The sequence below is a fragment of the Burkholderia sp. WTPI3 genome, from assembly GCF_021483755.1.
Classification (GTDB): domain Bacteria; phylum Pseudomonadota; class Gammaproteobacteria; order Burkholderiales; family Burkholderiaceae; genus Burkholderia.
The window spans coordinates 1-18,865 of the sequence record NZ_JAGIXF010000070.1; the positions used below are offsets into that span (position 1 = coordinate 1).

Annotated in this window: 15 protein-coding genes and 2 pseudogenes; 10 read left to right on the plus strand and 7 right to left on the minus strand. The window is 64.8% G+C overall.

The window, feature by feature from the left end:
• From J7024_RS28160 to J7024_RS28175, 4 genes are all read left to right on the plus strand, one after another.
• Positions 1 to 2,101: type VI secretion system Vgr family protein (locus J7024_RS28160; RefSeq protein ID WP_234745645.1), on the plus strand; the 2,101-nt coding region annotated here is incomplete at its 5' end.
• Positions 2,102 to 2,249: 148 nt separating this feature from the next.
• Complete coding sequence (locus tag J7024_RS28165; protein ID WP_234745646.1) at positions 2,250 to 3,662, plus strand: hypothetical protein; 1,413 nt, start codon at positions 2,250 to 2,252, stop codon at positions 3,660 to 3,662.
• A 1-nt stretch (position 3,663) separates the two neighbouring features.
• Complete coding sequence (locus J7024_RS28170; protein ID WP_124897624.1) at positions 3,664 to 3,951, plus strand: PAAR domain-containing protein; 288 nt, start codon at positions 3,664 to 3,666, stop codon at positions 3,949 to 3,951.
• A gap of 25 nt (positions 3,952 to 3,976) precedes the next feature.
• The gene (locus J7024_RS28175; protein WP_234745647.1) at positions 3,977 to 5,416 is read left to right on the plus strand and encodes a hypothetical protein; all 1,440 of its coding nucleotides are present in this window, start codon (positions 3,977 to 3,979) and stop codon (positions 5,414 to 5,416) included.
• Between the two features lie 87 nt (positions 5,417 to 5,503).
• Here J7024_RS28175 and J7024_RS28180 read toward each other — a convergent pair.
• Together J7024_RS28180 and J7024_RS28190 are read right to left on the minus strand one after the other, a co-directional pair.
• Positions 5,504 to 5,858, minus strand: a pseudogene (locus J7024_RS28180) (DUF2591 domain-containing protein); the annotation flags it as partial.
• 225 nt (positions 5,859 to 6,083) lie between these two features.
• Positions 6,084 to 6,758 (minus strand): HAD family hydrolase, encoded by a 675-nt coding sequence (locus J7024_RS28190; protein ID WP_124897622.1) that lies wholly within the window; start codon positions 6,756 to 6,758, stop codon positions 6,084 to 6,086.
• A gap of 204 nt (positions 6,759 to 6,962) precedes the next feature.
• Between J7024_RS28190 and J7024_RS28195 the strand changes: the two genes are divergently transcribed.
• On the plus strand, positions 6,963 to 8,147 hold the full coding sequence (locus J7024_RS28195) for a sugar transporter (RefSeq protein ID WP_175751825.1): 1,185 nt from the start codon (positions 6,963 to 6,965) through the stop codon (positions 8,145 to 8,147).
• Between the two features lie 49 nt (positions 8,148 to 8,196).
• Here J7024_RS28195 and J7024_RS37580 read toward each other — a convergent pair whose 3' ends face one another.
• From J7024_RS37580 to J7024_RS28220, 5 genes and pseudogenes are all read right to left on the minus strand, one after another.
• Entirely contained in the window at positions 8,197 to 8,427 is a 231-nt protein-coding gene (locus J7024_RS37580; RefSeq protein WP_390679631.1) for a helix-turn-helix domain-containing protein, read from the minus strand.
• A 14-nt stretch (positions 8,428 to 8,441) separates the two neighbouring features.
• A complete protein-coding gene (locus J7024_RS28205) occupies positions 8,442 to 9,611 on the minus strand; it encodes a helix-turn-helix domain-containing protein (protein WP_234745649.1) in 1,170 nt (389 codons plus the stop codon).
• A 171-nt stretch (positions 9,612 to 9,782) separates the two neighbouring features.
• Positions 9,783 to 10,910 carry an NAD(P)-dependent alcohol dehydrogenase gene (locus J7024_RS28210; protein ID WP_175751829.1) on the minus strand — a complete coding sequence of 376 codons (1,128 nt, stop codon included), beginning with the start codon at positions 10,908 to 10,910 and terminating at the stop codon, positions 9,783 to 9,785.
• A gap of 14 nt (positions 10,911 to 10,924) precedes the next feature.
• On the minus strand, positions 10,925 to 12,397 hold the full coding sequence (locus J7024_RS28215) for a benzaldehyde dehydrogenase (RefSeq protein ID WP_175751831.1): 1,473 nt from the start codon (positions 12,395 to 12,397) through the stop codon (positions 10,925 to 10,927).
• 220 nt (positions 12,398 to 12,617) lie between these two features.
• Positions 12,618 to 13,708: pseudogene (locus J7024_RS28220) on the minus strand (porin).
• 712 nt (positions 13,709 to 14,420) lie between these two features.
• On the opposite strand from J7024_RS28220, the gene J7024_RS28225 reads away from it, so the two are divergent.
• The 5 genes from J7024_RS28225 (at position 14,421) to benB (ending at position 18,845) form a co-directional block, all read left to right on the plus strand.
• Positions 14,421 to 15,557, plus strand: a complete 1,137-nt coding sequence (locus J7024_RS28225) for a muconate/chloromuconate family cycloisomerase (RefSeq protein ID WP_124897616.1) — start codon at positions 14,421 to 14,423, stop codon at positions 15,555 to 15,557.
• Positions 15,558 to 15,581: 24 nt separating this feature from the next.
• Positions 15,582 to 15,872 (plus strand): muconolactone Delta-isomerase, encoded by a 291-nt coding sequence (gene catC / locus J7024_RS28230; RefSeq protein ID WP_096507061.1) that lies wholly within the window; start codon positions 15,582 to 15,584, stop codon positions 15,870 to 15,872.
• Positions 15,873 to 15,948: 76 nt separating this feature from the next.
• Entirely contained in the window at positions 15,949 to 16,884 is a 936-nt protein-coding gene (gene catA / locus J7024_RS28235; RefSeq protein WP_124897615.1) for a catechol 1,2-dioxygenase, read from the plus strand.
• A gap of 117 nt (positions 16,885 to 17,001) precedes the next feature.
• Positions 17,002 to 18,360: a Rieske 2Fe-2S domain-containing protein gene (locus J7024_RS28240; protein WP_124897614.1), complete on the plus strand. Its 1,359-nt coding sequence runs from the start codon at positions 17,002 to 17,004 to the stop codon at positions 18,358 to 18,360.
• Positions 18,357 to 18,845: a benzoate 1,2-dioxygenase small subunit gene (gene benB, locus J7024_RS28245; RefSeq protein WP_124897613.1), complete on the plus strand. Its 489-nt coding sequence runs from the start codon at positions 18,357 to 18,359 to the stop codon at positions 18,843 to 18,845. The genes J7024_RS28240 and benB overlap by 4 nt, the downstream gene beginning before the upstream one ends.
• Positions 18,846 to 18,865: the final 20 nt, after the last annotated feature.

Consider the following 18,865-nt stretch of genomic DNA (forward strand, 5'->3'; position numbering starts at 1 on the left):
CGAAGGCACGGTGGTCGGCGTGAGCTTTCTTTGGGGCTGCGTGGATCTGCCGTTCATCAGCCATGTGCTGCACACCGCTCAGCATACGGACCCGATTGTTGCGGGCGTGCCCTGGGGCACGCGCAACACGATCCGTACGCGCTCGAACAACACCGTCGAGCTGGACGACCGGGAGGGCCAGGAACACATCAAGGTCGCGACCGAGCACGGCAAGTCGCAGCTCAATCTCGGGCATATGGTCGACCGCAGCCTGGGCGAGCAAGGCAGCGGTGCGGAGTTGCGATCGGACGGCGCTGCCGCGCTGCGCGGCGGTGCGGGTGTCATGGTGTCGGCCTATTCGCGAAACGGGGCGTCGGGCAAGCAACTCGACATGCAGGAGACCGTTGCGCAGCTCGAGGACGCGCTGGCGCTGGCGAAGGCGCTGGCGTCGTCCGCGCGGGCGTCGAAGGCGGAAGCGGCCGATATCGACAGTCAGCGAGCCGTGAACAAGGCGCTCGACCAGCTTCGGCAGCCCGGTGTGCTGGTGACCGCGCCGGCATCGACAGGCATGGTGGCCGGCAAGAGCGTGCAATTCGTTGCTGGCGCAAACATCGTCGGCATCGCCAGGGGCGATGCGAGCTGGAGCGTGTGGAAGCGCTTCACGGTGGCCGCGCACGACATGGTGTCGCTGTTCACGCAAAAAGGCCTGAGCCTGATCGCGTCCGCGGGCGCGGTGGTCGTGCAGGCACAGCGCGGCCGCCTGCAGCTTGGGTCGCAGGACGACATGACGGTCGAGACGGTGAACGGCGTGCTCCACGTCAAGTCGCCGAAGGAAATCGTGATGAACGTAGGCGGCTCGTATTTCAGGATGACGCCGGACGGCATCGAAATGGGCACGCGTGGCGGCGTGCTGTTCAAGACGAGCAGTCTGAAAAAGACCGGGCCGGCGCAGATGGACTTGGGCGGCGCGGCGTTTGCGTCGGCGTTCGTGCCGTATACGACGCAATGTGAGGTTTGGCGGACTAATCCGGACTTCGTTTCGTCGCACGGGCTGACGACTGATGAGGTTGCGCCCAAGAGCGCGGGAACGGCGGCGTCGGTTGCGGATGCGAGTCACGCCGCACCGTCGCCGCTTGGCAATTTCTTTTTGCGCCTTGCCGGCGGCGATGTGCCGCCAGAGGCGTCCGTCTTTTCTCCGTTCGATGGAAAGCCGTCAAACGTGGATGACGACTTCCCCAAAGCCAAGATCACGCTGAACAATCCTGACGATCAGCAACAAACCCCGGTGACGCCCGATCCGATCAAGCTGGCAAAGGCGGTGCCTTGCGACTGGAAAATATCGGACCTGAAGGCCGACGTAAAGGGGCGTATCGAATCCATTTCATATTGGGGTGTGCTGCACGACCGAACGCCCTGGAAAAATCCGGAAACCGGAGAGCAGTACAGGTGTGGTGGTTCGAGAGGCTCATATTTTGAATTTGCATACAGCGAAAAGGAAAAGACGATTACCTGCACGGTTCGCGTGATGCTGATTCCGATGGATATTTTTCGGGTGGATCTGAAAGGGGAGCGTGATACGTCGGTGTCGACTCGGGAAGCAACTATTCCCTACGAGTATTCCTACCATTCGACGATGACGCCAGGTTCTACGCGCAACGGTGTCAAGATGGATTATCGCGATGCCGTCGGGCCCGAATTTGATGTCGCTACGCTAATTGGTCGCATCGAAGCCGTACTGAACCAGGGGAACTACAAACTGATCCTGGACGGGTGCTCCAAGGGCACAGCCTGCGGATGTCGGGTGAAGGTCTGTTTCAGGGTCGATCTCCGCGTGTCGATCAAGGGCGTGAGTATTAAAGGATTCAACCCGCACGTCTCTCTTAATCTGTTTCCGCAGGTTCTTCGAGCGGATACTGGATTATGGGGGGAGAGGCATAAATACCAAGTTAAAAACAATTTTTTTGATTATCCGGATGCGAATGTCGAGGCGCATGAATGCGGTCACTATTTCAACTTTCCCGATGAGTATTACGATCAAGGTGGTTGGATTCATCATTCATATATCAAAAACGAAAAAATAGATTTCTCGCTTGTTGATGCGAAGGCAGGGGCCATGTTTTGACAGGGGTATTCAAGTGGCAATGTAATGGGTGGCGGCGCGAATACACCTGTGCGGTCGGGGCGGGTTACTGCAACCATCAAACCTTATTACCTCGAATATGTGCGACGTCAGTTTTCGATTATGACAAACAAAATTTGGGAAATTGGTTATGAAGAGTAAATCATGGATTTCCTGTTTGGGCGGCGTGACGATCTTTCTGTTTTTGTTTGAAGGTGGTGTCCATGCTGGGAATGTGAGTTCGGAGGATAAACTAATGAAATTCAGTTGTACGACGAATGGGGCTGCGGATGGTAGTATCAACAGGTATGGGGATAATTCGGTATCCGTTTTGGGAGACGTGATGCGGGTTCAGATTGGCGACTCCGTCAACAACTGGAATATAAACGGAGTTGGCATCTATGAGGTTAAATTGCGCGGAGAAAGTCTCGAAAATGCAAGAAAATTGTCTGAATTGCTGTGTCAGCCAAAAAAAACTGAAGAAGACAGGGTAGTTCCTATTGTTTATGCTGCAACGTGCGGGGGCAAAAATCAGCATGGGTACATAAGTGATTTTAATCTCGATGTTGCAAGTAAGATTGGCGATCTAGTGAACTCGCTCACAAATGCGGGAATTTTGGACGGGCGTAAACTTGTCAAGCTGGACCTCTCTCTTGTTTCGATCGATCGTGCCGGGGATGGTTTTTTAGTGTCTGTAAGATTTTCGAATGGTTGCGATTATCCAATTAAATTCAAAACACCAAATAAATGGGATGCTGGAATGGGAAGGGATAGCCTGGGTGTAAGTGATACAAAAAATGGCATGGGTGCGAAATTCGGCCTCGATTTGGTTGGCCAGTCTCTGGTCGGGCCCGAGCGGTTTCCGGATGATGAGATCCACCTTGCGCCACATAGTGATGTTGTTGTGAAAATAAAGACCAACAACATCGACAAATTCTCTGCGGGAACTTACGATTTATATGCAGGCACGTTCATGAGCATTAAGGTCATCGGGATCGAGTCCAGTCTGCTCTATGTCGATTTCCATTCAGACTACAAGACCCCTACCCGTATTACTTTCGACCGGGACTATCCATCGACCGTTCAGGAGCGCGAGCATTGGGAGGCAAATCATCGCGAGGAAATGGCGTGGCAGCCGGTAAAGCCTGGCCAAACGTTCATGGAAGACGGCCTTTATCGGGCGGTGCGTATGGACTCCGGCGCTCATCGCAGTCTCCAACTCGTTCCGTTTAAGGCCGGGGACGCTGCGACGGCCGAACGGGTGAAGATGCTGATGGAAGGGGGCGGCGGCATCAGTCTTGAGGGCCCGGTGCAGTGGCTGTGGGAAGGCAGCGCGCCGACGCCGGTGAAGCAGTATTCCTTTGACACCATCGAAGAGACGCGACAGTTCAGTCCACCCGGCGTGCCATGCCCGCGTAGCGGCCGATGGCTTCCGCGCGTGCGTGAGGGGTGGAATTCCACTCGCTACGACCCGGCGGGCATCGTCACGCTCCGTCACGGGCAGCCGATGCCAGCGGTAAAGGGGGGCGGCGATAACGCCGATTGGGAATGGATCGGTGCATGACATGACCGAACGAGCCTGTATCTGCCAGCACGACCGAACCACGGCCAATGGCGTCGTGCTCGACGGCCTCGATGACATCGGCCTCGACGACCGAAAGCTGAGCTACCTGGGGGCGCGGGTCCAATGCCCTGCGTGCAATGTCGTCGGTCATATCGAAGCTGCCGTCGCGCGGTCGCTGGACGATGATCTCGGCGGCAAGCAGCATGCGCTTGAAGGCGATCTTTGCCGATGCGCGTGCAATCCGCCGCCACGTCTCGTCGCCTCGCAGCGCGACTGGACCGTTGAATAACTTGACGTGCTGTCATGGAGGCACGATGAAATTTCGCTGGACTCCGCCGGTGCAGGACGAATGGTCGGCGGGCAAGCCGCCGCCCGGTTGGCTCTATGCCCTACTGCTGTTCCTGATCGTATCGATGTTTCTGGGCGGCACGTTCGCGATGTGGCCGCAGGGCAAGTCCATGGCGTCAGAGGACTTCGTACGAACTGCGCTGGTCGCTCCGTGCGTACTGTGGTCGGCGGTCAGCTTCGTGCTTTACGCGTTCATGTACGAGAATCACGCATTCGAAGCGGCGGTCCGGAACAGCGCGCGCTGGCATTTGCTGACCGGGTGGCAACGAAAGGTTCGCACCGGCCTGGCCGTTCTCGATACCGTGATACTTGTACCGGAGCCGGACCTTGCGGAGCGCCTTTTGAAGCTCGAGGGCAGTCCGCCTGAAAATCCCGGCAGAGTGATGCGCCTCGAAAGCATCGAAGCAGCAAACGGCGCCTCGCGAGAGCGCGTGATGATCGAGAAACTGCTGGCGCCACTGGCGGCGCGGCTCACTCAGGCCATGCGCAGCGATTCGTTCGAGATCGTGATGCAGTGCGAGCGTTCCGAATCTTGTGTCGATGTGCGGGCGGTATGGGCTCAACTGCAATTGCCCGGGAAGCCTCGCGTCAGATGGTGCAGCAACGATCATGACCCGGGTTTTGCGGATACCTGGTTCGAGGGCGACGCCGACGTCCTCCACGCAAGTTCTCTGTTCCCTGACAGGGCGCCGAAATTCAGGCTCGTGCTGGCCTGGCATCTCAACGACAAGGAGCCGGAAGTCCAGCCGGACGCTTCCGAAGCGGCAGTGGCATTGCTGCTCGGTTCACCCGAGCTCATGCGGGAAAAGCCGAAATTGAAACGTCAGGCGTGGCTGCTGCGCCAGATCGTTGCGGATGCCGACGAAGTGGACAAGGCGCTCGCCCTGCTGCTCGCGGCCGAACAGGTGCCGCGTGAGCGGATTCGTCACTTCTGGTATAGCCGCCTTCACGGGCTGGCGCGACATGTGACACAGGGCGCCGTCAAGGACTCGGCGCTGAACGTGGCGCAACATGCGCTCGATTCGGCAATTGGCCCGCAAGCGCCGGTCGCGCGGTGGGTCCTTCAGGCGTTGGCGGCGAAAATGGCGCATTTCGGTCAAGGCGCGCAGCTCGTCGCGCTGCCCCGTTCGAATGGCGCCGCGCTGAATGTGGTCGTCAAGGACACGCCAGCAGCGGACGTACCGTGGAAGGCCGAATACGAGTACGCGCTGTTCCCATGGCCCGAATTGAGCGGCTGCATGAGTCTTTGGACGTTTCTGATCCTCATGTCGCCCAACGAGACGTGGAGCCCTGTTGAAATCGCATTTACGGTTGGAATCGTCATCGTCTTCGTACTGAGTTTTGCGTGGCGCATTTTCTGGGGGCCTCGCCTCTACACGAACGACGTTTTGCGCGAGTACCGATAACGCGCGCCGGACACGGTCGTTTTTACCTATGCGCCGCGGCGCGGTCGTGGCAATTCGCGTGCGACGGCGACATACGGGGCGTCCGCGTCACATCCGCGCAATCGACCGAATGTCCGAGCTATCGCCGACGGCAGGGTCGTCGTCCGCTTCGGGAAGCGGCACACCGGGGTCGTAGCGCACCGGCGCGCCACGGGCGATCCGGTGCGCGAACGACGGCGGCGTGTCGACGTCGTCGCCGAAGCGCGCCCGCACGAACGCGCGCAGCAGCGCGGTGCGCACATCGGGCGCGCGCGGCACATGTCGACAGGCCGTCGATGAAGCATGCGTCGCATTCGACGCCGTCGCCGCGCCGCGTGATCCGCAGGTCGCCGACATGCTCGAGCACCGGACCCGCGTCGGCCCACGACGCCGACGGCGCGAAGTGCGCGTCGAGGCGCCGCACGCGGCGGTCACGACGGGCTGTACGAACGCACCCGGTGCGCGTGCTGCTCGACTTCATGTCGGCGTTACCCGTCGAACCCGGACAAGTTCGCCGTACCGGCCGGGTTGCGGCGGGCCGACAGGTACGTCGTGAATTCACGCGACTTCGCGCTTGCCGAAGGGGCTCGATCCGACGAAAGCGATTTCGGCGAGCCGGACGATGCCGGTCAGGCCGGCGGTTGGAGCGTCAGGGCCGCGCCGCGATCTCGTCGAGGTGCCACAGCAGATCCGCCGGATCGTCGTACACGCGCAGCGCGCCCGAGCGTTCCAGTTCGTCGCTGCCGTACCCGCCCGACAGCAGCCCGACACCCAGCGCGCGGCAGCGGCTCGCGGCGAGCATGTCCCAGATGCTGTCACCGACCACCACCGAGTGTTCGATCGGCACGTTCAGCTTCGCGGCGGCGGTCAGGAACAGGTCGGGGTCCGGCTTCGCATACTTGACCTGGTCGCGCGTGACGACCACGTTCTTCGCCGGATCGACGCCGAGGGCTTCGAGGTTGATGGCCGCCGTTTCCATCCGGCCGCTGGTCGCGATCGCCCAGCGCATGCCCGCGTTCGTCAGCGCGGAGAGCAGTTCGCGCGCGCCGGGCAGCGGCCGGACCTGCGCGCGCAACCGCTGGTACGCGGCCGCATGCAGGCGTGCGAGCCGTTCGACGCGCTCGGCGTCGATGTCGCCGGCCGTCTCGCGCAGCAGCTGGTTCAGGAACAGGCCGCCGCTCATGCCGATCTTGCGGTGGATGCGCCACACCGACAGTTCGATGCCTTCGGCATCGAGCGCTTCCTTCCACGCGAGCACGTGCTGGTAGACGCTGTCGACGAGCGTGCCGTCGAGATCGAACAGAAATGACGTTTCAATGCGCATGTGAATCTCCCGGCCCGATGGCGTTCGGGCGTATCGTCCGCAAAAAAGTGCCTGTGTGCATGACATTATCGGCGTGCGGCCGTGTCATCGCCATGTCCCGCCGAAACGGCAACCGCCGCGGCGGCGTGCCGCTAGCCGCTGATACAATCGCGGCGACGCGCGTGGCCGGCTGCCCGTGCCCCTCAATTTTCGTCGATTCCCCGTATGGCAACCCCCGACGCCGTCAGCTCCGAACAGTCGTGGTGGGGCGTATTGGCCCTGGCACTCACCGCCTTCATCTTCAATACCACCGAATTCGTGCCCGTCGCGCTGTTGAGCGCGATCGGCGACAGCCTGCACATGCAGCCGACCTCCGTCGGCCTGATGCTGACGATCTACGCGTGGGCGGTCGCCGTCGTGTCGCTGCCGCTCACGTTCGTCACGCGGCACGTCGAGCGCCGCAAGCTGCTGGTCTGCGCGCTGCTGGCGTTCATCGGCAGCCATATCGTCACCGGTGTCGCGTGGAATTTCACGGTGCTGATGATCGGCCGGCTCGGCATCGCGTGCGCGCATGCGGTGTTCTGGTCGATCTCCGTCCCGCTGGCCGTGCGGCTCGCGCCGAGCGACCGGAAAAGCCGCGCGCTCAGCCTGCTCGCGATGGGCACGGCGATCGCGATGGTCGCCGGCATTCCGCTCGGACGCGTGATCGGCGAGGCTCTCGGCTGGCGCGTCACGTTCCTCGTGATCGGCGCCGCGGCGGCCGTCGCGCTGCTGCTGCTGCGCGTGACGCTGCCGCTGCTGCCGAGCCAGGGCGCCGGCTCGCTGGCCAGCATCGGCTCGTTCCTGCGCAAGCCGGCACTGGTGTCGCTGTATGCGATCACCGTGCTGGTCGTGTCCGCGCACTTCACGTCGTACACGTACATCGAGCCGTTCGTGCAGAGCGTCAATCATGCGAGCAGCGGCCGGATCACCTACGTGCTGATCCTGTTCGGCGTCGCCGGCATGCCGGCCGCGCTGTGCTTCAACCGCGTGTTTCCGGAGCGGCCGGCCGATTTCCTGCTCGCGTCGATCGTCGCGTTGTCGGCTTGCCTGCTGATCCTGTTCCCTAGCGCGCTGAACATCGTCACGCTGTCGGTCCACACGCTGGTGTGGGGCGGCGCGATCGTCTGTTTCGGTCTCGCGATGCAGGCATGGGTACTGAAGCTCGCGCCCGACGCGACCGATCTGGCGGTGTCGATCTTCTCCGGGCTGTACAACGTGGGGATCGGTGCCGGCGCACTTCTCGGCAACCATATCGCCGCGGAGTTCGGGCTGCCGTGGATCGGCACGTTCGGCGGCATGGTCGGGATCTTCTCGGCCGGACTCGCATGGGCCGCGTTGCGGCTGCATGAGCGGCGGGCGGTGGCGTAGCGGGCCGCTTCATCGGCACGTGCCGGCGAGCGGCCCGCAACGGTGCGCATCAACCGGCCGCGCGCGACGGTCGAAGCGCCGGATCGCCGTGGCCGCGCACCTCGTTCGGCGTCGTGGCGGCCCAGCGCTTGAACGCATGTCTGAATCTCGCGGCGTCGCTGAATCCCATTGCCAGCGCAATGTCGTCGGTGCTCAACGCGGGGTTGAACGACCAGTTCGACAAACACGGGTGGGCCGGGTTGTCCGTGTCGTACCTCCCGTTCGGCACGAAAGCCGACATCGCCGGCCGCCGCATCAATGCGGCTCGTCGTTCCTGAGCCCCGCCGCATCGAGCTGCCTGAGCTTCGCGTACAGCGTCGTGCGCGAAATGCCCAGTTGCCGCGCGGCCGCCGATACATTGCCGTCGTATTCGTCGAGCGCCCGGCGGATCGCGTCGAGCGACTGTTCGTGCAGGCTGGCCTGCGGGCTGGCGGCCGGCGCTGCGCCGCACACGTCGGCGGCGCTTTCGAGCACGTCGGCGTGGCGCGCCGTCGCCGCCCGATCGAGCGGCGCGCGCACGGTGCGCACCCATACGTGGCTACCATCGTCGCGCGCGATCCGCTGCGGCGTGCGCGCCGGCGTCAGCAGGCGGCGCTGCTGCACGGGCGTCGCGCCCGGAAACAGCTGCCGGAGATCGTACGACTCGAGCGGCCCGGCCGGTGCGAGATCGAGCATCTGCCGCGCCAGCCGGCTCACCGCGCGCACGCGGCCCGCTTCGTCGAGCGCGATGACGCCGGCGAGCGGCGTGCCGAGCCAGCGCGGATCGTATTGCACCTGCAGCAGATGGCAGTCGCGCAGCATTGCATACAGCCGTTGCTCGGCGGACAGCGTCGCATGGCCGAACTGCTCGCGCAACTGCACGATGTTGCGCCGGCCGATGCCGGTGATGTCGAGCGCACCGATCACTTCGCCGTCGAAACCGACCAGCGGCACCGCGAGACAGAACACCCGCGAGAATTCGTCGAGATAGTGGTGGGCGCCGTCGACGACGGTCGCCGCGCCGTCGTGGATCACGCAGCTCGGCGCGGTCGTGCCGATGTTCGGCTCGACGATCCGGCGTCCGGTGACGATCGGCGTGAGCAGCGCGTCGTCGCAATGGGGGCTGCGCCGCGCATGAACCACCGTGCCGCGCGGATTCACGCAGAAGATGGTCCAGTCGCTGCCGCCGAACGCGGCCCACAGCGGCTCGATGTCCTGCGCGACGCAGCGGTACAGCCGCCGGTCCGCGCGCGATTCGTCGCGCTCGCCGAGCATTTCGTACTGGGCGGTCTGCCATGGCCGCAGCCCGGCGTCGCGCGAACGCAGCCACGAGCGCGCGACGCCGGCCGGCAACGCCGTTTCCGGCAGCGGCTCGCCTGCCGCGAAGCGGGCGCGGAGCCGGTCGAGGTCGACCGGCCGTGAAAGGGATTCAGGGGCCGTGTTCACGCTGCGTTCCATTTAGGGTCGAATGTCCAGGCCGGGCGTGCCGGCCTGGCGTGTCGCGCGAATGCGTAATATAGCCCGGTGCCCGAAGCCGGGTATTGTCGAAAGGGGGGGCGAAGGGGCGCCGCCGCCGGTGTCGCTGGCCCGAACCAGGAGGGCGGCGGCGCGCCGCGTTCAGTGCGGCAAACGCAGGATCGGCTTGAGCGTGATGCCGCTGCTGCTGTCTTCCGCCGCCTGGTTGATCTGCTCGAGCGGGTAGAACTTCACGAGCCGGTCGAACGGAAACCGCCCTTGCAGATGAAGCTGCACGAGTTGCGGAATGAACGTCTGCGGCACGCTGTCGCCTTCGACGATGCCGCGGATCGACCGGCCGCCGAGCAGCAGGTTGTTCACGTCGAACTCCGCCCTGGTGCCGAGCTTCGGCGCGCCGACCACGCCGATCGTGCCGCGCGAGCCGAGCGCTTCGATTCCTTGCGACAGCACGGCCGGCAGCCCGGTCGACTCGAGCGCGAAGTCGACGCCGCCGCCGGTGATTTCGCGAATCGCATCGACGACGTCCACCTGCTTGCTGTCGATCGCATGCGTCGCGCCGAGTTCGAGCGCCAGCTCGAGCCGCGACGGCACGATGTCGACGGCGATGATGGTCGTCGCGCCCGCGACGCGTGCGGCCATCACGGCACTCATGCCGACCGCGCCCGCGCCGAAGCTTGCGAAGCTGCTGCCGGGGCGCACCGCGAGCGAGTGGATCACCGCGCCGGCGCCGGTCTGGATTCCGCAGCCGAGCGGCCCGAGCAGTTCGAGCGGCGCGTCGGTTGGCACCTTGATCGCGTTGTTCTCGCGTGCGAGCGCGTAGCTCGCGAACGACGACTGCGCGAAGAAGTGATCGTGCAGCGGTTGCCCGGCTTCGTCGCGGATCGCGGTCTGCCCATCGGCATCGGCGCCGCCGAAGTTCAGGCCGAAGAAGTGCCGGCAATACGCGCCGTGGCCGCCGACGCACGACGGGCAGTGGCCGCACGCGCCGTAGGTCAGCACGACGTGATCGCCCGCGGCGAGCGTCTTCACGTTCGGGCCGACCGCTTCGACGACGCCCGCGCCCTCGTGGCCGAGCACGGCCGGCAACGGCACCGGGTAGTACTGGTCGCGCACGATCAGGTCGGTGTGGCACAGGCCGGTCGCGACGACGCGCACCAGCACCTCGTCACCGCGCGGCGCGCGGATCCGGGCGGATTCGATCGAAAAGGGGGCGCCGGCGGCGCGTGCGACGGCCGCGGTGACGGCGCGCGTATCGTTTTCGGTGTACATGGTCGGTCTCCTCGTCAAATCGGATACAGCGGCGCTTCGCCCTTGATCGTCAGCCACTGCCACTGCGTGAATTCTTCCCAGTTCGCGCTGCCGCCGATGCTCGAGCCGTTGCCCGATGCACCGACGCCGCCGAACGGGTTGATCACTTCGTCGTTGACCGTCTGGTCGTTGATGTGCAGCAGCCCTGTGTTCAACCGTTCGCCGAGCCTGAGCGCGCGGCCGACGTCGGCCGACAAGATCGCCATCGACAGCCCGTATTCGGTCCGGTTCGCGAGCGCGATCGCGTCTTCATCGGTATCGAACGGCACGACGATCGCGACCGGCCCGAAAATCTCCTCGTCGAATGCCGGGTTGCCCGGCGCGACGCCGCTCAGCACGGTTGGCTCGAAGAACAGGTCGCGATGGCCGCCTCCGGTCTCGACGCATGCGCCCGCGCGTCGGGCCGCGTCGACCAGGTGCGCGGCATGGTCGCGTTGCGCGGCATTGATCAGCGGACCAAGGCCGACGTCCGCGGTCGCGGGGTCGCCCACGCGCAGGCTTTGCGCTTTCTCGACGAGCTTCGCGACGAAGCGGTCGTGAATCGCGCGCTGCACGAGCACGCGGCCGGTCGCCATGCAGATCTGGCCTTGATGCAGATACGCGCCCCACGCGGTGTTGGCGACGGCGCGGTCGAGATCGGCGTCGTCGAGCACGATCAGCGAGTTCTTGCCGCCGAGTTCGAGCGACACCTTCTTCAGGTAGCGGCCCGCCGCTTCGCCGACCTTGCGCCCGGCCGCGGTGGAGCCGGTGAACTGGATCATCGCGACGTGCGGATCGGCGACCAGCGCCGCGCCGGCGGCGCCGTCGCCGGGCAGCACGTGCAGCATGCCTTCGGGCAGGCCGGCGAGCTCGAACACGCGGGCGATCGCGATGCCGCCGCACACGGCCGTGCGCGGATCGGGCTTCAGCACGACGGCGTTGCCGAGCGCGAGCGCCGGAGCGACCGCGCGCATCGCGAGGTACAGCGGGAAATTGAACGGCGAGATTACGCCGACCACGCCGCGCGGGCGGCGGCGCGCGAGCGACAGGCGCCCGGCCGTCGACGGCAGCACTTCGCCGGCCGCGCGCGACGGCAGCCCGGCCGCTTCATGCAGCGCCTTGATCGTGACCGACGTTTCGAACGACGCCTTCGCGCGCGTCGAACCGCTTTCGCGCACGAGCCAGTCGACGATCGCGTTGAAGTGCGTTTCGGCGACGGCTGCCGCGCGGCGCAGCACCGCCGCGCGCTCGTCGTACGGCAGGCCGAACCACGCCGGCTGCGCGCGATGCGCGGCGGCGGATGCCTCGGCGATCGCCGCGCCGTCCGCGAGACCGATGCGGCCGAGCGTGTTGCCGGTGGCCGGTTCGATCACGTCGGCCGCGTGCGGGCTCGCGTGCCAGCGTCCGTTGAAGGTCTTGCCGCGCCATACGTCGGCGTCGAACAGAGGAGTGTTGCTGCTGCTATCCATGTAGGCTCCAGAAGAAATTCCGACCCGCCGGGCCGGACGTTGCACCGCACCGACCGGCATGCGCGCGAGGGTAGGCGGGCGGGACGCCGCCGGGCTATCCGGGTTTCTTCCCACCCGCCGCGCCCGCGTCGATCGGCGGCGGCATGCGCTTGCGTGTCCGGAAACTGGACACTTGTCGGGCGGCAGGCGCTGCCATGCCCGCCGCGGATTCGATTGACGGTCAGAACAGCTGGCGGATGCCGAGATCGACCATCGTCGTCGTGCCGGCCGGCGCGAACAGCGTGTTGGCGGCGGACAGGCCCTCGCCCGTTACGAGCCCGAACCGCGTATCGCCGGCGTTGCGCACGAACGCGGCCTGCGCGTAGAGCGTCGTGCGCTTCGACAGCAAGTACGACGCGCCGAGGGCGCCGATCAGCGCGTGGCTCGATGTCCGGTTCCGGTCGGTCATGTACCACGCGCCGGCGTTCAGATCGACGGCCGGGGTCGCCAGATGTCGAGCCCGCCGCCGTACAGGCTGTTGCTCGGGCCGCCGCTCACGCGCAGGCTCGTGAACGATGCCTTCGCGGTGACGTTGCCAATGCGGTACGACGCACCGAGCATCCGGCCTTCGAACGGTACGGCGGTCGGCGGCACCGTATCGGGCGCGGGGCTCGCGTTGCTGTCGAAATACGCGGCCTCGACCAGCAGGTCGCGCCAGCGATAGGCGAGGCTCGCGGACACCTGCTTGCCGGCCTGGAAGTCGCCCGCGACGTTGCCGAACGCGAACAGCACGCTGCCTTGCAGGCCGCCGAACGACGGGCTCGTGTAGGACACCGCGTTGCGCGTGAAGATGCCGGCGCCGGCGATCGCATTCAGCCACGGCAGCAGCGAACCGCCGGTGATCGACTGGCGAGGATCGAGGTCGTACAGCGCGTAGAAGAACGGCGAGAACTGCAGGCCGAGCCTCACGTCGCCGAAGCGGCCGCCGAGGCCGACCCACGCCTGGCGGCCGAACAGGTTGCCGTTCGAGTCGTTGAATCCGCCGGTGCCGAGGTTGATGCCGCTTTCCAGCGTGAAATTCGCCTTCAGTCCGCCGCCGAGATCCTCGGTGCCTTTCAGCCCGAACAGCGATGGCGAGAAGCCGCTGTCGCCGAACCCGACGAACCGGCCGCCGTTGGCGCCGGTCGCGGGGTTCCGGATCTTGCTCAGGTAAAGCACGCTGGCGTCGAGCACGCCATACAGCGTGACGCTGCCTTGCGCGTGCGCGGTTCCGGCCAGCAGCAGGCCGGTCGCGATCACGACGGTGCGACGCGTGCATCGGTTGCGATTCATCTGTCTCCTCCTTGGTGTGATCGGTTCGAATCGGCCGGCTGCGATGTCGATGCAGGCACCCGCCTGTTGCGTGTCTGCATGGGTGGCTATGCAGGTCGTGCGGCGGGTGTGTGTCGATCGGGAGCCGAGCGTAGAAACGGGGGACGTCACGCTTCCATAGTTTTTTTTTCGCACCGCCGGCGCGCGCGACGGCGGCGGCAGATTTCGTCGGACGTGTTCAGTTTTCGGGCAAACAGGGAAACGGACAGGCGTGCGTTTGCGGCGCACGTATGTGTCGGAGGAATATGATTCGTAAAACTAAGGAAATAATCGACGGCATGCCGCGCGCGGATCGATATTCAGACCATTGCCGGGTATCGAAATCCGGGAGGGCGATCCACCGCCCGGCGCGTCAATTTTTATCTAAGGAAAACCCTAATGCCCCCCTCGCCGGGCATTGGAGACGGCTGGATCTCGACCGGTTTCGCCTGCCGGGAAAGCGGCCGTCGCCCGTCCGTTCAGGCGGCGGCCCGCGTGTGCGGTTTCCTTGCCCAGCAAGCCTCCCGGCCCGCGTATCTAGCCAAAATAGGTATGGCGCACCGCAATATTTCGCGCCTCGAGCTGAATTTCAATACCTGTAAGGTATCAAAAAACACGCCCAAAAGTATTGGACGGTCCATTTCCCCGCCGCGTATAAATCCGTCCCATGAACTCCCCACTTGCAGCGTGCACCATGTCCTCAGTCACCATCGAACGCATTGAAACCCGTCTCGTCGATCTGCCGACGATCCGTCCGCACAAGCTGTCGGTTGCCACGATGCACGGCCAGACCCTGATGCTGGTGAAGGTGACCTGCAGCGACGGCGTGACCGGCCTCGGCGAAGGCACGACGATCGCCGGGATGGCCTACGGCCCGGAAAGCCCCGAGGCGATGAAGCTCGCGATCGACGCGTATCTCGCACCGGCGATCGTCGGCAAGGATGCGACGCGCATCCAGACGCTGATGGCGTTCCTCGGCAAGCTCGCGAAGGTCAATCACTTCGCGAAGAGCGCGCTCGAAACCGCGCTGCTCGACGCGCACGGCAAGCGCCTCGGCGTGCCGGTCAGCGAACTGCTCGGCGGGCGCCGGCGCGATCGGCTGCCGGTCGCGTGGACGCTCGCATCGGGCAACACGGCGACCGATATCGCCGAAGCCGAACGGATGCTCGAGCTGCGCCGCCACAACGTGTTCAAGCTGAAGATCGGCGCGAAGGCGCTCGACGTCGACATCCGGCACGTTGCCGAGATCAAGCGCGCCGTGGGCGACCGTGCGTCGGTGCGCGTGGACGTGAACATGGCGTGGAGCGAAACGCAGGCCGCGCGCGCGATTCCGGCGCTGGCCGATGCCGGCTGCGAACTGGTCGAGCAGCCGGTGGCATCGGCGGCGGCGCTCGCGCGGCTGATGCGCCGTTTCCCGGTCGCGCTGATGGCCGACGAAATCCTGCAGGGCCCGGACAGCGCGTTCGAGATCGCGAAGCAGAACGGCGCGGACGTGTTCGCGATCAAGATCGAGCAGAGCGGCGGCCTGTTCGCCGCCCAACGCGTCGCCGCGATCGCGGACGCCGCCGGCATCGAGCTGTACGGCGGCACGATGCTCGAAGGCGCGTTCAGCACGGTCGCATCCGCGCACCTGTTCGCGAGCTTCGCGAACCTGCAGTGGGGTACCGAACTGTTCGGGCCGCTACTGATCACCGAAGAGATCCTCACGACCCCGCTCGACTACAGCGATTTCGAGCTGACCGTGCCGGCCGGCCCCGGCCTCGGCATCGAACTCGACGAAGCGAAGGTGGCGCGCTTCACCCGCGACGGGCTGACGAAAGTCTCCCGCTAACCGATACCGTATCAGGACATCACGATGCTTTTCCACGTACGCATGGACGTCAACATCCCGGTCGACATGCCGGCCGCGGTGGCTGACGAAATCAAGGCCCGCGAGAAGGCGTATTCGCAGGATCTGCAGCGCAGCGGCAAGTGGCGCCATATCTGGCGCATCGCCGGCGAATACGCGAACTACAGCGTGTTCGATGTGTCCGGCAATGCCGAACTGCACGAGATCCTGACCGGCCTGCCGCTGTTTCCGTACATGAAGATTTCGGTGACGCCGTTGTGTCGCCACCCGTCGTCGATACACGACGGCGACCTTTGAACCGCGGAGCCGTCCGCTTTCCGACAGCGAACACTCCGGGTCACCTTTCCCCCCAAATACACGTGGAGACACCATCATGAGCGTCAAAGTATTCGATACCAAGGAAGTGCAGGATCTGCTGAAGGCCGCGTCGAACGCGGGCGGCGACGGCGGCAACGCGCGCACGCAGCAGGTCGTGCTGCGCCTGCTCGGCGACCTGTTCAAGGCGATCGACGATCTGGACATCACGCCCGACGAAGTGTGGGCCGGCGTGAACTACCTGAACAAGCTCGGCCAGGACGGCGAAGCGGCGCTGCTCGCCGCCGGCCTCGGTCTCGAGAAGTTTCTCGACATCCGGATGGACGCCGAGGACAAAGCGCTCGGCCTCGACGGCGGTACGCCGCGCACGATCGAAGGCCCGCTGTACGTGGCCGGTGCGCCGGTGCGCGACGGCGTCGCCAAGATCGACCTCGATGCGGACGACGGCGCGGGCCCGCTCGTGATCCACGGCACGGTTACCGGTGTCGACGGCAAGCCGGTGGCCGGCGCGCTGGTCGAGTGCTGGCATGCGAACTCGCACGGCTTCTATTCGCACTTCGACCCGACCGGCAAGCAGAGCGATTTCAACCTGCGCGGCGCGGTGAAGACGGGCGCGGACGGCAAGTACGAATTCCGTACGCTGATGCCGGTCGGCTACGGCTGCCCGCCGCAGGGCGCGACGCAGCAACTGCTGGACAGCCTGGGCCGCCACGGCAACCGCCCGGCGCACGTGCACTTCTTCGTGACGAGCGACGACCATCGCAAGCTGACGACGCAGTTCAACATCGACGGCGACCCGCTGATCTGGGATGACTTTGCCTATGCGACGCGCGAAGAGCTGATCCCGCCCGTCACCGACAAGACTGGCGGCGCCGCGCTCGGCATGAAGACCGATGCGTATCAGGACATCGAGTTCGACTTCGTCCTGACGCCGCGCGTCCAGGGCAAGGACAACCAGATCGTCGAACGCCTGCGCGCTTCCGCCACGGCATAACCGCCCGACGGCGCGGCGGCGCGGATGCGCCGCCGCCATGCCGGCCCCCCGCGAGATTCAATCGATACCGATGCGAGCGTGCTTGCAGGAGCCGGCACGCGCGCAGGAGGAACCAACATGTCCGCCACGATCGACCACACCACCGAACTGGACCACCTGCTCGCGACCGCGGTGCAGGACGACAAGGAAGCCGGCGTCTTCCGCTGCCGCCGCGACATCTTCACGAACGAGGAGCTGTACGCGCTCGAGATGAAGCACATCTTCGAGAGCAACTGGGTCTACCTCGCGCACGAAAGCCAGATTCCGAACAACAACGACTATTACACGACATGGATCGGCCGCCAGCCGGTCGTCATCACGCGTGACAAGACGGGCGAGCTGCACGCGGTGATCAACGCGTGCGCGCACAAGGGCGCGATGCTGTGCCGCCGCAAGCACGGCAACAAGGGCAGCTTCACGTGCCCGTTCCACGGCTGGACCTTCTCGAACACCGGCAAGCTGCTGAAGGTGAAGGACGAGAAGACGACCGAGTATCCGGTGCAGTTCAACACGCACGGCTCGCACGACCTGAAGAAGGTCGCCCGCTTCGAGAACTATCGCGGCTTCCTGTTCGGCAGCCTCAGCGCCGACGTGCTGCCGCTGGAGGACTACCTCGGCGAAGCGCGCGTGATCATCGACCAGATCGTCGACCAGGCGCCGGACGGCCTCGAAGTGCTGCGCGGCAATTCGTCCTACATCTACGAAGGCAACTGGAAGATGCAGATGGAGAACGGCTGCGACGGCTATCACGTCAGCACCGTGCACTGGAACTACGCGGCGACGATGGGCCGCCGCAAGGAAGACGGCACCAAGGCGGTCGACGCGAACAGCTGGAGCAAGTCGGTCGCGGGCGTGTACGGCTTCGACAACGGCCACATCCTGTTGTGGACGCGGACGATGAACCCGGAAGTGCGGCCCGTGTACCAGCACCGCGAGGAGATCAAGGCGCGCGTGGGCGACGTGCAGGCCGACTTCATCGTGAACCAGACGCGCAACCTGTGCGTGTATCCGAACGTGTTCCTGATGGACCAGTTCAGCACGCAGATCCGCGTGGTGCGCCCGCTCGGCGTCGACAAGACCGAAGTCAGCATTTTCTGCTTCGCGCCGAAGGGCGAGAGCGAAGCCGACCGCACGACGCGGATCCGTCAGTACGAGGACTTCTTCAACGTGACCGGCATGGGCACGGCGGACGACCTCGAGGAGTTCCGTGCGTGCCAGGCCGGCTATGCGGGCATCACGGCGATGTGGAACGACCTGTCGCGCGGCGCGCCGCTGTGGATCGACGGGCCGGACGAGAACGCGAAGAAGATGGGGCTGAACCCGCGCATCTCGGGCGAGCGCAGCGAAGACGAAGGGCTGTTCGTGTGCCAGCACGAACACTGGGTGAACGTGATGCGCGATGCGCTGAAGAAGGAACGCGGGGAGGCAGCAGCATGAACATCGACTACCGGACCATTTGCGCGACGCTCTATCGCGAAGCGCGCCTGCTCGACGACCGCGAGTGGGACGAGTGGCTGACCTGCTACACGGAAGACGTCACGTACTGGATGCCCGCATGGGACGACGACGACCGGCTGACCGACGATCCGCAAAGCCAGATCTCGCTGATGTACTACGCGGATCGCGGCGGCCTCGAGGATCGCGTGTTCCGGATCAAGACCGAGCGCAGCGGCGCATCGACGCCCGAGCCGCGCACCAGCCACAACGTGACGAATGTCGAGGTGCTGGCCGAGCGCGACGGCGAGGTGGACGTGCGCTACAACTTCGACACGCTGAACCACCGCTATCGCGTGACCGATCACTACTTCGGCACGATGTTCGTCACGCTGCGCCAGGTGGGCGATGCGCTGCTGATCTCGAACAAGAAGATCGTGCTGAAGAACGATTACATCCGGCAGGTGCTCGACGTGTACCACGTCTGACGCCGATTGTTTCGACCGTA

What these genes read in the sequence shown, in the direction of transcription:
- catA (WP_124897615.1), top strand. Translation starts at nt 15,949, where the DNA reads ATGAGCGTCAAAGTATTCGATACCAAGGAAGTGCAGGATCTGCTGAAG.
- J7024_RS28175 (WP_234745647.1), top strand. Translation starts at nt 3,977, where the DNA reads ATGAAATTTCGCTGGACTCCGCCGGTGCAGGACGAATGGTCGGCGGGC.
- J7024_RS37580 (WP_390679631.1), bottom strand. Translation starts at nt 8,427, where the DNA reads ATGTCGGCTTTCGTGCCGAACGGGAGGTACGACACGGACAACCCGGCC.
- J7024_RS28210 (WP_175751829.1), bottom strand. Translation starts at nt 10,910, where the DNA reads ATGTACACCGAAAACGATACGCGCGCCGTCACCGCGGCCGTCGCACGC.
- J7024_RS28165 (WP_234745646.1), top strand. Translation starts at nt 2,250, where the DNA reads ATGAAGAGTAAATCATGGATTTCCTGTTTGGGCGGCGTGACGATCTTT.
- catC (WP_096507061.1), top strand. Translation starts at nt 15,582, where the DNA reads ATGCTTTTCCACGTACGCATGGACGTCAACATCCCGGTCGACATGCCG.
- J7024_RS28240 (WP_124897614.1), top strand. Translation starts at nt 17,002, where the DNA reads ATGTCCGCCACGATCGACCACACCACCGAACTGGACCACCTGCTCGCG.
- J7024_RS28195 (WP_175751825.1), top strand. Translation starts at nt 6,963, where the DNA reads ATGGCAACCCCCGACGCCGTCAGCTCCGAACAGTCGTGGTGGGGCGTA.
- J7024_RS28215 (WP_175751831.1), bottom strand. Translation starts at nt 12,397, where the DNA reads ATGGATAGCAGCAGCAACACTCCTCTGTTCGACGCCGACGTATGGCGC.
- J7024_RS28170 (WP_124897624.1), top strand. Translation starts at nt 3,664, where the DNA reads ATGACCGAACGAGCCTGTATCTGCCAGCACGACCGAACCACGGCCAAT.
- benB (WP_124897613.1), top strand. Translation starts at nt 18,357, where the DNA reads ATGAACATCGACTACCGGACCATTTGCGCGACGCTCTATCGCGAAGCG.
- J7024_RS28190 (WP_124897622.1), bottom strand. Translation starts at nt 6,758, where the DNA reads ATGCGCATTGAAACGTCATTTCTGTTCGATCTCGACGGCACGCTCGTC.
- J7024_RS28225 (WP_124897616.1), top strand. Translation starts at nt 14,421, where the DNA reads ATGTCCTCAGTCACCATCGAACGCATTGAAACCCGTCTCGTCGATCTG.